The organism is Nocardiopsis quinghaiensis (assembly GCF_008638365.1).
Classification (GTDB): Bacteria; Actinomycetota; Actinomycetes; order Streptosporangiales; family Streptosporangiaceae; genus Nocardiopsis; species Nocardiopsis quinghaiensis.
The window spans coordinates 1-14,526 of the sequence record NZ_VWVU01000041.1; the positions used below are offsets into that span (position 1 = coordinate 1).

At 72.4% G+C, this 14,526-nt stretch carries 12 protein-coding genes and 2 pseudogenes; 4 read left to right on the forward strand and 10 right to left on the reverse strand.

What is annotated here, in order from left to right:
* Both FYX01_RS25115 and FYX01_RS25120 read right to left on the reverse strand, forming a co-directional pair.
* Positions 1 to 249: GTP-binding protein (locus FYX01_RS25115; protein WP_263363810.1), on the reverse strand; the 249-nt coding region annotated here is incomplete at its 3' end.
* A gap of 119 nt (positions 250 to 368) precedes the next feature.
* Positions 369 to 1,082, reverse strand: coding sequence for a TetR/AcrR family transcriptional regulator (locus FYX01_RS25120; RefSeq protein WP_150246061.1), 714 nt, complete (start codon positions 1,080 to 1,082; stop codon positions 369 to 371).
* A 148-nt stretch (positions 1,083 to 1,230) separates the two neighbouring features.
* Between FYX01_RS25120 and FYX01_RS25125 the strand changes: the two genes are divergently transcribed.
* Positions 1,231 to 2,385 carry an acyl-CoA dehydrogenase family protein gene (locus FYX01_RS25125; RefSeq protein WP_150246064.1) on the forward strand — a complete coding sequence of 385 codons (1,155 nt, stop codon included), beginning with the start codon at positions 1,231 to 1,233 and terminating at the stop codon, positions 2,383 to 2,385.
* 58 nt (positions 2,386 to 2,443) lie between these two features.
* On the opposite strand, the gene FYX01_RS25130 is transcribed toward FYX01_RS25125, so the two are convergent.
* Together FYX01_RS25130 and FYX01_RS25135 are read right to left on the reverse strand one after the other, a co-directional pair.
* Positions 2,444 to 3,256, reverse strand: coding sequence for an SDR family oxidoreductase (locus FYX01_RS25130; protein ID WP_150246067.1), 813 nt, complete (start codon positions 3,254 to 3,256; stop codon positions 2,444 to 2,446).
* Between the two features lie 96 nt (positions 3,257 to 3,352).
* The gene (locus FYX01_RS25135) at positions 3,353 to 3,592 is read right to left on the reverse strand and encodes a hypothetical protein (RefSeq protein ID WP_150246070.1); all 240 of its coding nucleotides are present in this window, start codon (positions 3,590 to 3,592) and stop codon (positions 3,353 to 3,355) included.
* Between the two features lie 179 nt (positions 3,593 to 3,771).
* Here FYX01_RS25135 and FYX01_RS25140 point away from each other — a divergent pair, with 179 nt between their 5' ends.
* Positions 3,772 to 4,947, forward strand: a complete 1,176-nt coding sequence (locus tag FYX01_RS25140; protein ID WP_150246074.1) for a sensor histidine kinase — start codon at positions 3,772 to 3,774, stop codon at positions 4,945 to 4,947.
* Positions 4,948 to 4,986: 39 nt separating this feature from the next.
* Here FYX01_RS25140 and FYX01_RS25145 read toward each other — a convergent pair.
* Both FYX01_RS25145 and FYX01_RS27125 read right to left on the reverse strand, forming a co-directional pair.
* Positions 4,987 to 5,304 (reverse strand): annotated as a pseudogene (locus FYX01_RS25145) (zinc ribbon domain-containing protein); the annotation flags it as partial.
* 28 nt (positions 5,305 to 5,332) lie between these two features.
* Positions 5,333 to 5,395: pseudogene (locus FYX01_RS27125) on the reverse strand (hypothetical protein); the annotation flags it as partial.
* A gap of 119 nt (positions 5,396 to 5,514) precedes the next feature.
* Here FYX01_RS27125 and FYX01_RS25155 point away from each other — a divergent pair.
* Positions 5,515 to 6,198 carry a response regulator transcription factor gene (locus FYX01_RS25155; protein WP_150246082.1) on the forward strand — a complete coding sequence of 228 codons (684 nt, stop codon included), beginning with the start codon at positions 5,515 to 5,517 and terminating at the stop codon, positions 6,196 to 6,198.
* Positions 6,199 to 6,335: 137 nt separating this feature from the next.
* Positions 6,336 to 7,271 carry a glutaminase gene (locus tag FYX01_RS25160; RefSeq protein ID WP_150246085.1) on the forward strand — a complete coding sequence of 312 codons (936 nt, stop codon included), beginning with the start codon at positions 6,336 to 6,338 and terminating at the stop codon, positions 7,269 to 7,271.
* A 25-nt stretch (positions 7,272 to 7,296) separates the two neighbouring features.
* Here FYX01_RS25160 and FYX01_RS25165 read toward each other — a convergent pair whose 3' ends face one another.
* From FYX01_RS25165 to FYX01_RS25180, 4 genes are all read right to left on the reverse strand, one after another.
* A complete protein-coding gene (locus FYX01_RS25165) occupies positions 7,297 to 9,039 on the reverse strand; it encodes a serine/threonine-protein kinase (RefSeq protein WP_150246089.1) in 1,743 nt (580 codons plus the stop codon).
* 354 nt (positions 9,040 to 9,393) lie between these two features.
* Positions 9,394 to 10,491, reverse strand: a complete 1,098-nt coding sequence (locus tag FYX01_RS25170) for a cytochrome P450 family protein (RefSeq protein ID WP_150246092.1) — start codon at positions 10,489 to 10,491, stop codon at positions 9,394 to 9,396.
* Positions 10,488 to 11,768, reverse strand: a complete 1,281-nt coding sequence (locus FYX01_RS25175) for a cytochrome P450 family protein (protein ID WP_223830645.1) — start codon at positions 11,766 to 11,768, stop codon at positions 10,488 to 10,490. Before FYX01_RS25175 ends, FYX01_RS25170 begins: the two co-directional genes overlap by 4 nt.
* 420 nt (positions 11,769 to 12,188) lie before the next feature.
* A complete protein-coding gene (locus tag FYX01_RS25180) occupies positions 12,189 to 14,486 on the reverse strand; it encodes a heavy metal translocating P-type ATPase (RefSeq protein WP_150246095.1) in 2,298 nt (765 codons plus the stop codon).
* Between the last annotated feature and the right edge of the window lie 40 nt (positions 14,487 to 14,526).

Below are 14,526 nucleotides of genomic sequence, written 5' to 3' on the forward strand. Positions count from 1 at the left end.
CGCGGCGGAGGTGATGGAGATCCCGCGGTCCTGCTCCATCTCCATCCAGTCCGAGGTCACACCCCGGCGGTCGCCCTTGCCGTGCACCGCCCCGGCGGAGGAGATCGCCGCGGCGTGCAGCGCCAGCGCCTCGGTCAGCGTGGACTTACCGGCGTCGGGATGGGAGATCACCGCGAACGTCCGCCGACGGGACGCCTCACGCGCGACCTCTGACTCCTGCTTGGTGGCGCTCGCCGTGTCCACACTCATTTCCGCTGTCCGCTCCACCTCGTATGCTGCCCGGTTACCGGCTCCGTCCAGCCTACGCGCGTCGTGGCGCCGACGGACCGCGCGGGTCGGCGGGCGCGAAGGTCCCCCGGGCCCGGTCCTCAGAAGCCCTCGGGGTCCTGGACGGCGGCGCCGATGCGGCGGAGCAGCTCCTCACGGCCGGTGCCCCCGGGGTAGACCGCGACCAGCACGTGGTCGCTCCGGGGTTCCCGCTCGGCGTGCAGCATCGGCTCGGCGGCCCGGCGGACGAAGTCCATGGCCTCGTCGAAGCCCGCCCACACCTCGCGGCTGTCCTGCTCCGGACGGCGCAGCCACCCCCGCAGGACGTGGTTGTGCGCCGAGATGAGCGACGCGGCCGCCACACCCGCGGCCAGGGAGCGGCCCTCACCGCCCCCGCGCCGGGCCAGGTAGCTGCTGAACGCGGCCTGGTAACGGGCGGTCATCGCCACCTCCCGGTCGCGCAGCCGCGGATGGGCGCGCACCAGGCGGTAGCGGGGCACCGTGATCTCCGGGTCGCGCAGGTATCCCTGGAGCACCAGGCGAGCGGCGGAGAAGACCGAGGTCAGCGGCTCGTCCGGGGATGCCTCCAGGTAGCGGACCACGGTGGAGAACAGCTCGTCGTGCTCGGCGAAGAGGATGTCCTCCTTCGAGCCGAAGCGGCGGAAGAGGCTGCGGCGGCTCACACCCGTGGCGGTGGCGATCTGGTCCATCGTCGTGGCGTCGAAGCCGCTCTCGGTGAACAGCCGCACCGCGGCCAGCACCACCTCGCGGATGGCCGCACGCGGCTGGCCGCCTCGGCCTCCCGACCGTTCCATGGGTCCGCCCCCTTCGCGCCGACATCCCGAAGCTATCCGAATCCGTCGGTGTACTTCGCCCTTTCCACCCCCTATTCTGACACCGGATGCCACAGAGAGGCACGCAGTGCCAAACACCGAGGGGCGACTCCCCCGGGGAGGGAAGCAGATGAGCGACTTCGACCTGTTCAGGACCACCGAGGACCACGAGGAGCTGCGCGAGGCCGTGCGCTCCGTCGCCGAGGGCAGGATCGCCCCGCACGCGGCGGAGGTCGACGAGAAGAGCGCCTTCCCGCAGGAAGCCCTCGACGCCCTGGTCGCCACGGACTTCCACGCCCCGCACATCGCCGAGGAGTACGACGGCGTGGGCGCCGACGCCCTGGCCACCTGCATCGTCATCGAGGAGGTGGCCCGCGTGTGCGCCTCCTCCTCCCTGATCCCCGCGGTCAACAAGCTCGGCACCATGCCGCTGGTCCTGGGCGCCTCCGAAGAGGTCAAGCGCCGCTACCTGCCCGAGGTCGCCGGCGGCGAGGCGATGTTCTCCTACGGCCTGTCCGAGCGCGAGGCCGGCTCCGACACCGCGAGCATGCGCTCCCAGGCCGTTCCCGACGGCGACGGCTGGGTGCTCAACGGACAGAAGTCCTGGATCACCAACGCCGGGGTCAGCAAGTACTACACGGTGCTGGCCGTGACCGACCCCGAGGGCGCGCGCGGCCGCAACGTCTCGGCGTTCGTGCTGCACGCCGACGACGAGGGCTTCAGCCTGGGCGAGCCCGAGCGCAAGCTCGGTATCAAGGGCTCCCCCACCCGCGAGCTGTTCTTCGACAACGTGCGCGTTCCCGGCGACCGCATCGTCGGCGCCCCGGGCGAGGGCCTCAAGATCGCCCTGCGCACCCTGGACCACACGCGCGTCACCATCGGCGCGCAGGCCGTCGGCATCGCCCAGGGCGCCCTGGACCAGGCCGTGGCCTACGTCAAGGAGCGCAAGCAGTTCGGCAAGCACATCGCCGAGTTCCAGGGCATCCAGTTCATGCTCGCCGACATGGCGATGAAGCTGGAGACCGCGCGCCAGATGGTCTACGTGGCCGCCGCCAAGTCCGAGCGGGGCGACGACGACCTGCCGTTCTACGGCGCGGCCGCCAAGTGCTACGCCTCCGACGCCGCCATGGAGATCACCACCGACGCCGTGCAGCTGCTGGGCGGCGCGGGCTACGTGAAGGACTTCCCGCTGGAGCGCATGATGCGCGACGCGAAGATCACCCAGATCTACGAGGGCACCAACCAGGTCCAGCGCCTGGTCATGGCCCGCCAGCTGCTGAAGTAGACCGGTTCACGAGGCAGGGCGCCCGTCCCCTCCCGGGACGGGCGTTCGGCGCCTCGGATCAGAGCAGGGCCTCGCGGGCGAAGCGGGCCAGCGGGATGGGATCGCGCTTCAGGGCGGCGCGCACGTCCTCGGTGACCTCGGCGGCGCGTCCGGCGACGGCGGCGGCGAAACGCTCGTTGAACGTGTCCACGTACCGCTCGCCCCACCCCCGGTCGGTGGCGCGGAAGTAGAAGCCCGCCTCGTCGACGGCCTTGAACCGCCACACCGGGCTCTCGGTGCCCCTGGTCTGCCTGACCATCTCGCGGAAGGTGAGCGCCTGCGGACCCGTGAGCGTGTACTCCCTGCCGCTGTGGTCGTCCAGCAGCGCGGCCACGGCGGTGTCGGCGACGTCGCGGGCGTCCACGAAGCTGATCGCCGTCTTCTTCCTGACCGGCAGTTCGAGGCGGCCGTTGCGGGCACGCGCCATGCTGGCGAACGTCCCCTCGGTGAAGTCCTGGAAGAGCCAGTTGGACCGCAGCACGGTCCACTGGTCGAACAGGCCCTTGGCCCGCGACTCGGCGGCGCGCTGGTCGGAGTCCGACGGCGCGTGCTCGGTTCCCATGGCCGTCATGACCACGGCGTTGCCGACCCCGGCCCCCGCCGCCTTCTCCAGGAATCCGGCGACCCTGTTGCCCAGGGCGCTTCCGACCGGCGTCACCACGAAGACGCTCTTCACGCCGTCGAGGATCTCGTCCCAGTTGGAGGTGTCGGTCCAGTCCAGACGCGTCTGTGAGGTGCGGGACGCGCCCGTCGCGGGCAGGCCGCGGCTCCTCAGTTGGGTGAGGACGCGTCGGCCCACCATTCCGGTGGCTCCGGTGACCAGAGTGCTCATCGGTCCCAAGGTACCGACACGCGGTACCCGACCTGACACGAACCGCCCGGGACACCGCGATCGCCGGACCGGTCCGTCCCCGGACGCGGCCCCTCCTCAGGCCCGGCTCCGAGGCCGCAGCGCCTCCGTCCCCAGCACCAGGGCGGCCCCGGCGGCGGCCACACCGAGGTTGGCGAGGACCTCGTAGCCCTCGAAGAGCGCCACGTGGGGCACGACGAACCGGTTGAACGAGTTGAGGACGACGCCCAGGAACGGCTGGGCCCAGAGGTGGTCGACGGCACCGCTGACGCCGACGAGGAGGAGCAGGACTCCGACGCCCTGAATGACCTTGCGCATACCCGCGACACTAGGCGGCGGCCTCCCCGCCGCACATCGGCCGTCCGTCCAGTCCTCCCGGCCACCCGTACGACCATCGGACCGCCGCACGACCAAAGCATGACACCCGGTGGCCTCGGTGGGGCCCGCGTGGCCGGACGCCTCCTCCCCGTCCGGAGGCGGACGTAGACTGCCCAGCGATGAACGCCATGTCCGTTCCGCGTCGGCGCGGTGCGCGCGACTGGATCGTGGACTCCTCCGCCTTCCTGCTCGCGCTCCTCTTCGCACTGGTGAGCGCCGCCGAACTCCCCGACTTCCCCGCCTCCGAACCCGTCCTGCCCGTCCTGCCCGTGTGGCTCAAGGCCTCCGACGCGCTCCTCACCCTCCTGGGCTGCCTGTCCCTGTGGTGGCGCCGCCGCTGGCCGGTCCAGATCGCCGTCGCGCTCGTCCTGTTCTCCGCCGTCTCCGGCCTGGTCGCGGGCGCCATGCTCATCGCCCTGTTCACCCTGGCCGTGCACCGGCCGCCCCGCACCAGCCTGGCGGTGTACGGACTGAGCGTGGGCGCCGCGTTCGTGAACTCCGCCCTGTGGCCCGACCCGCACGCCCCCTTCCTCGTGCTCTTCCTCCTGGGGGCGGCCCTCCAGGGCGCCGTGACGGGGTGGGGGCTCACCGTCCACCACCGGCGCGAGCTGGTGGAGTCGCTGCGCGACCGCGCCGTGCACGCCGAGACCGAGGCGCGGCTGCGCGCCGAGCACGCCCAGCACCAGGTCCGCGAGGCCATGGCCCGCGAGATCCACGACGTGCTCGGGCACCGGCTGTCCCTGCTCAGCGTGCACGCGGGTGCCCTGGAGTACCGTCCGGACGCCCCCGCCGAGGAGGTGGCCCGTTCGGCGAAGGTGATCCGGGAGAGCGCCCACCAGGCCCTCCAGGACCTGCGCGAGGTGATCGGGGTGCTGCGTGCCCCGGTCGGGGAGCTGCCGCAGCCGACCATGGCCGACCTCCAGCAGTTGGTGGAGGAGGCCGACGAGGCGGGGGCCCGTGTGGAGTTCGTGGAGGAGTACGGCGGAACGGTTCCGGATCGCGCCGGCCGCACCGCCTACCGGATCGTCCAGGAGGGGTTGACGAACGTGCGCAAGCACGCCCCGGGCGCGGACACGCGCGTGCTGGTCAGGGGAGCGCCCGGCGACGGACTGGTGGTGGAGGTGCGCAACGGGCCCTCCTCCGGGCCCGCGCCCGCCGCCGCGGGAGGGGACGGGCGCGGTCAGGGCCTCGCCGGTCTCGCCGAACGGGTGTCCCTCGCCTCCGGACACCTGGAGCACGGCCCGGACTCCGGTGGTGGCTGGCGGTTGTCGGCCTGGCTACCGTGGCCGATTTGACTTCCTCTCTTGCCTGGAGACAGGAGATTCCGGAACCACCTACCGGTGGTTCGGGGCCCTGGCCCCGTCACGGGTGGCCCCGTGGCCTTCCTGTCTCACCGCCGGTCGCCCCGTCCGGGAGGACTCCCGTTGAGGTCTCACACCAGCTCCGCAGGCAAGAACCGCCAGCCCGGCGGCTTCGAGGTTGTTCGCCGCGTTCACATCCCGGTCATGAGTGGCCCCGCACCTCGGACAGGTCCACTCGCGCACGTTCAGCGGCAGCCACGCGTGCACGTAGCCGCACCCGGGCGCCGAACACAGCCGGGAAGAGGGAAAGAACCGGTCGACCACGACCAAACCCCGTCCGTACCAGGCGCACACACCCGAACGTGCGCGAGAGCTCGGCCGCCTGCGCATCATCGGGGTGGAAGCGGTACTTGAACGCCCGCTTCACGGTCTTGCCCGCCATGGGTCACAGCGCAGTAGTCGCCCTGTGGTCATGTGAGGGAAAGTGACAAGAAAGCGACAGGAAGGAGAGGGCGTTTCCTCCTCGCCCTGAAGGACGGGGTTTCCACGCCCGACAACCAAATGAGCGAGACGGAGCGCGGGCGGATCGGGGTCGTGATCGTCGACGACGACGCGCTGGTGCGGGTCGGCCTGGTGATGATGATGGGCGGTGCGCCCGACATCAGGGTGCTGGCCGAGGCCGAGGACGGCGGCGCGGTGCTCGACCTGGTGCGGCGGCACTCCCCCGACGTGGTCCTGATGGACATCCGCATGCCCACGGTGGACGGGCTGACCGCCACCGAGCGCCTGCGCGCCCTGGAGAGCCCGCCGGAGGTGTTGGTGCTGACCACCTTCGACGCCGACGAGCACGTACTGCGCGCCCTGCGGGCGGGCGCGGCCGGGTTCCTGCTCAAGGACACCCCTCCGACGGAGATCGTGGAGTCGGTGCGCCAGGTGTCCCGGGGGATGTCGGTGCTGTCCCCGACGGTGACGCGGCGGCTGATCGACCGGGTGGGCGCCAACGACCACGGCGAGCGGGCCGACCGCGCGCGCCGGCGACTGGCGGCGCTCAACGGCCGGGAGCTGGAGGTGGCCGTGGCGGTCGGCGAGGGGCGGTCCAACGCCGACATCGCCTCGGCCCTGTTCCTGAGCGTGCCGACGGTCAAGACGCACATGTCGAACATCCTCACCAAACTCAGGCTCAACAACCGGGTCCAGGTGGCGCTGCTGGTGCACGACGCCCGGCTCCTGGACGAGAGCGGCTGACGCACCCGTTCGGCCCGGCCCGGCTCGACCCGGCCGCATACCGCGTACCGCTCCGGCGCGGTGCGTGGTGCGTGGTGCGCGGCACCGTTCTGGGTAGTCGGGAAGGGACTCAGGACCCGGCACGAGGGGAGGACGCGGTGTCCCAGGCGTGCGACGGCGACGACTACACCGGTGTGCTCGACGCCGTCATGGACAGGGTGCGGCCGCGCGTCGGTGAGGGGAAGGTCGCCGGCTACATCCCCGAACTGGCCAGGGTGGACCCGGACCAGTTCGGCATCGCGGTCGCCACGGTGGACGGTGACCTGTACCGCGCCGGCGGCCGTGCCGACACGCGCTTCTCCATGCAGAGCGTCACCAAGGTGTTCACCCTGGCCCTGGTGATGAGCGAGTCCGGCGGCAGCGTGTGGGGGCGGCTCCACCGCGAGCCGTCGGGCACGCCCTTCAACTCCCTGTACCACCTGGAGTTCGAGGAGGGCGTCCCGCGCAACCCGATGGTCAACCCGGGCGCGCTCATCGTCACCGACCAGCTGCTGACCGACACGGGGGACGCCTCCGGCGCGCTGCGGGAGCTGCTGCGCACGGAGGCGGACGCCCCCGACCTGCGCCCGGACGAGGTGGTCGCGCGCTCGGAGAGGGAGCACGGGGACCGCAACCGCGCGCTGGCCCACCTCATGGCGAGCTTCGGCACCATACACAACCCGGTGCCGGACGTGCTGGAGCACTACTTCCGGCAGTGCTCGGTCACCATCAGCTGCGAGGAGCTGGCCAGGGCGGGGCTGCTGCTGGCGCGCCACGGCAGGCGCGCGGACGGCTCCCAGATGCTCAGCAGGCCCGACGCGCGCCGCATCATGGCGGTGATGCTCACCTGCGGCACCTACGACGCCGCGGGCGAGTTCGCCTACCGTGTCGGTCTCCCCTGCAAGAGCGGGGTGGGCGGCGGCATCCTCGCGATCGTGCCGGGGAGGTGCTCGGTGGCGGCGTGGGGCCCGGGCCTGGACGCCAAGGGCAACTCGGTGACGGCGGCGCTGGCCCTGGAGGCCTTCACCGACATCACCAACTGCTCGGTGTTCTGACCCTCGGTCGTCGTGCCCGGGGCCCTCAGCCGGCGGGCTCGAAGCTCTGGGACATCCGGTCCAGCAGCGCCCGGTTGGCCTCGGGGTCGTCGTTGTCGGCCACCAGGAACAGGGCGTAACCCTTGTTCTCGGTGTGGAAGCCCCGGTTGACGCCGTGCATGCCGCCGTTCTCGAAGGTGAACTCCCAGTCGGCGGCGCTGACGTAGTCCCCGGCCCAGTCGGCCTCCACGTCCTCGATGCCGATGAGCTCGTAGCCGCCGAAGTTGCCCCGGGCGGAGGGTTCCAGGGAGCGCCAGTCGTCCCCGGCGTCGGGGCCGGGTGCGTCGGTCTGGTCGACCAGCAGGTACCCGCCGTCGGGGTTGTGGAAGTAGACCATGTGGCCCCGCCGCTCGGTCTCCCAGTCCTCGGGGACGTCCACGGAGAACCCGCTGGAGTCCTCGTGACGGACCAGGAAGTCCCACCTGTCGTCCTCCTCGCCATCCTCCTCGCCGTCCTCCTCGCTCGGCTCCCCGGACGGCTCCCCGGACGGCTCCCCGGCCTCGGACTCCTCCTCCTGGGGGTCGGCCTCCCCCTCCCCGCCCTCGGGCCCGGAATCGACGGCGGCCTGCTGCCCGGAGCCGTCGACGAGCCCGGCGCCGGAGTCGCCCGGGCGGTTCATGCTCACCAGGACACTGGCGGTGGCGCCCACGACCAGCAGCACGAGCACGGCCGCGACGACCAGCAGCGTCCTCCCGCGGGACGCGGTGTCCCCCCTCCTGCGGGGGACGGCGGACGGCGGTGTGGAGGCGGCCCGGCCGGAGTCGGGCTCCGACGCGTCGGGACCGGTGCCCGGGGCCGCCTCGGCGCCGCTCGCCTCCTCCGGTTCCTCCGCGGGATCCGGTTCCTCCGTCGACTCGGTGACGGTCAGGGTCGGGGCGACCGGCGCCGGGGGAGTCCCGGCACCGTCCCGGACCTCCCGCAGGAGGGAGCGCACCTCACCGACCGACGGCCGGTCCTCCGGGCGCTTCTCGCACAGGGCCTCCAGGACCGGGCGCAGCGAGCCCGCGTTGGCCGCCTCCGGAAGGTCCTGGGTGACGATCGCGGTCAGCGTCGCCATCGGGGTCGGCCGGTCGAACGGCAGCGTGCCCTCCACCGCCTGGTAGAGGGTGACGCCCAGGGCCCACATGTCCGAGGCCGGAGTGGCCGCGTGCCCGTGCGCGACCTCCGGGGCCAGGTAGCTCGGAGAGCCGATCAGCAGACCGGTGCTGGTCAGGTGGGTGGCACCGTCCAGGTGGGCGATGCCGAAGTCGGTGAGGACGGCCCGGTCGTTCCCGGCGATGAGCACGTTGCCCGGTTTGATGTCTCGGTGCACGATGCCCCGGGCGTGTGCCTCGGACAGGCCCGCGGCCATCTGCTCGCCGATGGCGGCGGCCCGCCGGACCGGCAGTGCCCCGTCGTCGCGGATGAGATCGCCCAGGGAGGGGCCGCGGACGAGCTCCATGACGATCCACGGGCGGCCGTCCTCCTCGGCCACGTCGAACACGGTGATGATGGCGGGGTGGCTGAGCTGCGCCGCGCTGCGCGCCTCGCGCAGCATGCGGGTGCGCAGCACCTCGACCTCGTGTGCGGGCAGGTTCGGCGGCGTGGTCAGCTCCTTGACCGCGACCGGCCGGTCCAGGAGGGTGTCGGTGCCCTGCCATACCCGCCCCATGCCACCGGCGCCGATGACCTCGTCCAAGCGGTACCGGTTGACCAGGAGACGACCGGGGTCGGCTTCCGAGCTGTTCATGAAGGCGCGGTTCCTCTGCGGGGGAAGTGCGGTGTGGAGTGTGGGGCCCGGCCCGGGGGCGGGAGGGTGCGTGGGCGGGAAGGGGCACGGGCCCGCCGGGCGGACCCGAACCGTTAGTGAGTCTAGGGGGCGTGTCCGGTGGACAATCGTCCCGCCGCATGACGGACGGCACCCACCGAACACACCCTAGAAGTCCGCGACCACTGGTGGCGCTGACCGCCACGGTGATATGTCTGTGTTCTCGGCATGTCAGATCCGCCCAAGACCCCCTAAATGCACATATCCCGCCGGAAACACCGCAGGACGCCGTTCCGGCGGGACCGAGGGCACCGGGCGTGTCCCGCCCGGGGAGCGTCACCCCAGGCGTACGGGAAGGGCCTCCACCCCCGAGCCGATGATCGACGGCAGCGGGACCAGCTCCTCGTCGGCCACCGCGACGTCGAGCCCGGGGAAGCGCCCGAACAGGCGCGGCAGCGCTTCGAGGGCCTCCATGCGGGCCAGGCCCGCGCCCAGACAGTAGTGCCGCCCGTGGGAGAAGGTCAGGTGCGAGGTGTCCTCGCGGGTGACGTCGAACAGGTGCGCCGTCGGCCCGTAGCGCTCCTCGTCGCGCCCGGCCGAGCCGTAGCCCATCAGCAGCGGCTCACCCGCCGGGACCGCCACCCCGGCCAGCTCGACGTCCTCGGTGGTGTAGCGCATCGGTACGAACTCCCCCGGCCCGTCCCAGCGCAGGACCTCCTCCACGGCCCTGGACCAGTCGACCTCTCCCCGCAGGACCATGTCGAGCTGGTCCCGGTGGCGGGCCAGCGTCCGCACCGCGTTGGCGATGAGGTTCGTCGTGGTCTCGTAGCCCGCGCTGATGATGAGCACCAGGCTCCAGACCAGCTCGTCCTCGCTGAGCCTGTCGTCCTCGTCGCGGGCGGCGATGAGGGCGGAGGTCAGGTCGTCGCCCGGCTCGGTGCGCTTGGCCGCGACCAGCTCGGTGAGCACGCCCCACATCTCCATGAAGGTGGTCGTCGCCTCCTCGGGCGTGACGCTCTGGTCGAAGAAGACCCCGACCAGCCGGTGCAGCTTCGGCCGTGCCTCCGCGTCCAGCCCGAACAGGTCGCTGATCACCGTCATCGGCAGCGGTTGCGCCAGCAGCGCCTTGAGCTCGACCACCCCGTCCGTGCTCGCCGCCGCCTCGGCCTCCATCCGGTCCAGCAGCCCCTCGGCGGTGGCGGCGATCCCCTCGCGCATGTGCTCGATCCGGCGCGGGGTGAACGCCTTGGAGACCAGCCCGCGCAGGCGCGTGTGCTCCTCGCCGTCGCTGGTCAGCATGTTCTCGGCGATGATCCAGGAGATCAGCGGCCAGTCCGGCGGGACCTCACCGGCGTTGAGGGCACGCCAGTGCCTCTTGTCCTTCCGCACGCGCTGGTCGGCCAGGACCTCGGTGACCGCCGCGTGCGTGGTCACGACCCACGCAGCAACCTCACCAGGAAGTTCGACAGGGACGACAGGCCCGAGCTCACGGAGGTGGGCTGCCTGGGCTCGGAGGTTTCCTGGCGCGAGTCGGACGGGCTCCACGGTGTTCCTTCCACGGGGTCGGAGGGCTGGCGGACCTGCGGGGCGAACTCGACGGGGAGTTGGACGGGGATCCAGGACAGGGCCGACAGCTGCCAGCGCAGCTGCTCCGGCGGAACGGCCACGCGGAGCCCGGGGAGCCGGCCGAGGAGCACGCGCACCGCGATGATGGCGATGGTGGTGGCCTCGTCGCGCGCGGGGCAGCGGTGCGGGCCCGCGCCCCAGGCCACGTGCGCCCGGTTGGTGCTCTCCTCCATCTGCTCGGCGTTCTCCCTCACGAAGAAGTGGTTCGCCGCGGCGAAGCCCAGCAGGACGGGGGAGCCGGCCCCGATCACCCTGCCGTCGCCGACGGGCACGTCCACCCGCGGGTAGATGGCCGGGTAGTTGGTGATCGGCGGGTCCTGCCACAGGACCCGGTCGAGGAGGTCGTTGAGGGCGGTGTCGGAGAGGGACGCCGAGCCGTACCCGGTCAGGGCGGGGTCGTTCAGGGCGGCCCGCAGGGACGCGGCGATCAGGTTCGAGGTCGGCTCGTTGGCGGCGGCGATGACGAGGAGGAGCTGCATGATCACCTCCTCGTCGCTGAGGGCGGCGCGGTGCTGGATCAGCCGGGTGGTGAGGTCGTCGCCGGGCTCGCGGTGCTTGTCCGACACCACCTCGGACAGGGCCCGCTCGGCCTCGGCGTTGGACTTCTCCGCGTCCACGCCCTGCCACAGGTTGCGCATGGCGGTGACGAAGCGCAGACCCTGCTTCTCGTTGAAGCCGAAGAGGTCGTTCATCACCAGCAGCGGCAGCATGCGTGCGTACTCGTTGAGTGCGTCGGCCCGCCCCCGCTCGCAGAACTCGTCGATGAGCCGGTCGGCGTACCGGCTGGTGATGCCGCTCAGGTGCTCGGGGTCGACGGCGCCGAGGCCGTCGGTGATCGCCCGCCGGTAGCGCTGGTGCTCGGTGCCCTCGACGAACAGGGCGTTCATACGCGGGGCCATCATCGGCAGCAGCGGGGAGTCCGGGCTGACCCGCCCCTCGGTGAAGTCCCGCCACAGCCTGGCGTCGTGGCTGAAGGTGGTGGTGTCCCGGGACCAGGAGATGAGTGTGGCGTAGTCCGTGACCAGCCATCCGTGCACTCCCGGTTCGAGCTCGACCGGGACCACCGGGCCGTGGTCGGCGCGCATCCTGGCGTACACGGCGTAGGGGTCGGGGTGCGGTTCGCTCTGGTACAGCGCGGCGCGGGGGCATCCAGAAGACACGGTGAACCTCGGCTGGAACGGTCGGGTACGGGCTGGGGCCGTCCTTCACGTGGGGGGTGGGAGCACGACCCCGGGGGGTCCGGGACCGGTGCGCGGGGTTTTCCGGGCAGGATCCGGCCGAACGGTCCACGGGCGCGTGCCCGGGCCGTACGACCTCGCGTAACCCTAGCGGCCCGCCCCGGCGGGGCGCGAGACCCGTTTTCGCGCCCTTCGCGGGGCGACCGCCCCCATCTGCCGCTTCGCCGCCGAATTTCGCGGCCCCGGCGCGGACGGGACGACGGCGCCGCCCCCGTCCCGGGACCAGGAGCGGGGGCGGCGCCGTCCGGAGGGGTGCCGGGCGGCGCTTCAGGAGGCCCGGACGGCGTCCTCCGCCGCCAGCGGACGGAACCGGCGCAGCCGCTGGCTGTTGCTCACCACGAACACGCTGGAGAGGGCCATCGCCGCACCCGCGAGCATCGGGTTGAGCAGACCCGCCGCCGCCAGCGGCAGCGCCGCCGCGTTGTAGGCGAAGGCCCAGAACAGGTTCCCCCTGATCGTGCCGAGCGTGCGGCGCGAGAGCCGGACAGCGTCGGCCGCCGTCCGCAGGTCGCCGCGTACCAGGGTCAGGTCGCCGGCCTCGATGGCCACGTCGGTTCCCGTGCCCATGGACAGTCCCAGGTCGGCCTGGGCCAGGGCCGCCGCGTCGTTGACGCCGTCGCCGACCATCGCCACGGTGCGGCCCTCGGCCTGCAGCCGCCTGACGACGTCGACCTTGTCCTTGGGCAGGACCTCGGCGATCACCTCGTCGACGCCGACCTCGGCGGCCACCGAGCGGGCCACGGCCTCGTTGTCACCGGTGAGCAGGATCGGGGTGAGGCCCAGTTCGCGGAACCGGCGTACCGCTTCGGCGCTGGTGGGCTTGACGGTGTCGGCCACCACCAGCACTCCCCGGGCCCGGCCTTCCCAGCCGACGGCGACGGCGGTGCGCCCCTCGGACTCGGCGTCCTTGAGGGCGGTGGCCAGCTGCCCGGGCAGGGGCGTCCCGTGCTCCTCCAGCAGCGCGACCCGGCCGACCAGGACGGCACGGCCGTCGACGGTCCCCCGAACACCGAGGCCCTCGACGTTGGCGAAGCCCTCGGGTGCGGGCAGGGCGCCCACCCGGTCGGCGGCGCCGGAGGCGATCGCCCGGGCGACGGGGTGTTCGGAGGCGTTCTCCAGCGCCCCCGCCAGGCGCAGGACCTCCTGCTCGTCCTCGCCGTCGGCGACGGTGACGCCGGTCAGCGCCATCCGACCGGTGGTGACGGTGCCGGTCTTGTCCAGCACGACGGTGTCCACGCGGCGGGTGTTCTCCAGGACCTCCGGGCCCTTGATGAGGATGCCCAGCTGGGCGCCGCGCCCGGTGCCCACCATCAGGGCCATGGGCGTGGCCAGGCCGAGGGCGCAGGGGCAGGCGATGATGAGCACCGCGACGGCGGCGGTGAAGGCCGCCGCGGCGGGCTGGCCGATGGCGAGCCAGAAGCCGAGCGTGCCGAGCGCGATCAGGATGGCGATCGGGACGAAGACCCCGGACACCCGGTCGGCCAGGCGCTGGACCTCGGCCTTGCCGCTCTGGGCCTCCTCCACCAGACGCGCCATCCGGGCGAGCTGGGTGTCGGATCCGACCCGGGTGGCACGCACCACCAGGCGTCCGCCCGCGTTGACCGTGGCGCCGATGACGGGGCTGCCGGGCGAGACCTCCTCGGGGACGGACTCGCCGGTGAGCATGCTCATGTCGACGGCGGAGGTGCCCTCCTCCACGGTGCCGTCGGTGGCGATCCGCTCACCGGGCCGGACGAGGAAGCGGTCGCCGGCGACGAGCCGGTCCACGGGCACGAGTTCCTCGCGGGGCGAGGGGCCGTCACCGCGCAGAACGGTGACCTCCTTGGCGCCGAGTTCGAGCAGGGCGCGCAGGGCGTCTCCGGCACGGCGCTTGGAGCGCGCCTCGAAGTACTTGCCGAGGAGGATGAAGGAGGTGACGCCCGCGGCGACCTCCAGGTAGATGTTGCCCGCCCCGTCGCTGCGGGCGATGGTCAGCTCGAACGCGTGCGTCATGCCCGGCGCCCCGGCGGTGCCGAGGAAGAGCGCGTACAGCGACCACAGGAAGGCGGCCGAGACCCCGAGGGAGACCAGCGTGTCCATGGTGGCCGTGCCGAGCCTGAGGTTCTTCCACGCGGCCACGTGGAAGGGCAGGGCTCCCCAGACGACGACGGGCGCGGCCAGGGCCAGGGAGGCCCACTGCCAGTAGGTGAACTGCAGCGCGGGGACCATGGCCATGGCGATGACGGGCACCGAGAGCACGAGGGAGACCATGGCACGGTTCCACAGTGCCCGGACGGGATCGTTCGGGTCGACGGCGGTCTCGGCCGTCTCGGTCCCGGTCCGGGGCACGGTGGCGGTGTAGCCCGCCTTCTCGACCTGTGCGACGAGGTCCTCCACCGGGGTGGGCGTTCCCGCGAAGGAGACACGCGCCTTCTCGGTGGCGAAGTTGACGGTGGCGCTGACGCCGTCGAGCTTGTTGAGCCGCTTCTCGACCCGGTTGGCGCAGGCGGCGCAGGTCATCCCGCCGATGGCCAGCTCGACCGGCGCGGTGCCGGTCGGTTCCGCCGTGGTTCTGCTGGTACTCATTGACCCCTCCCGGGTGTCCCGGAACTCCTGGTGCCCGTCG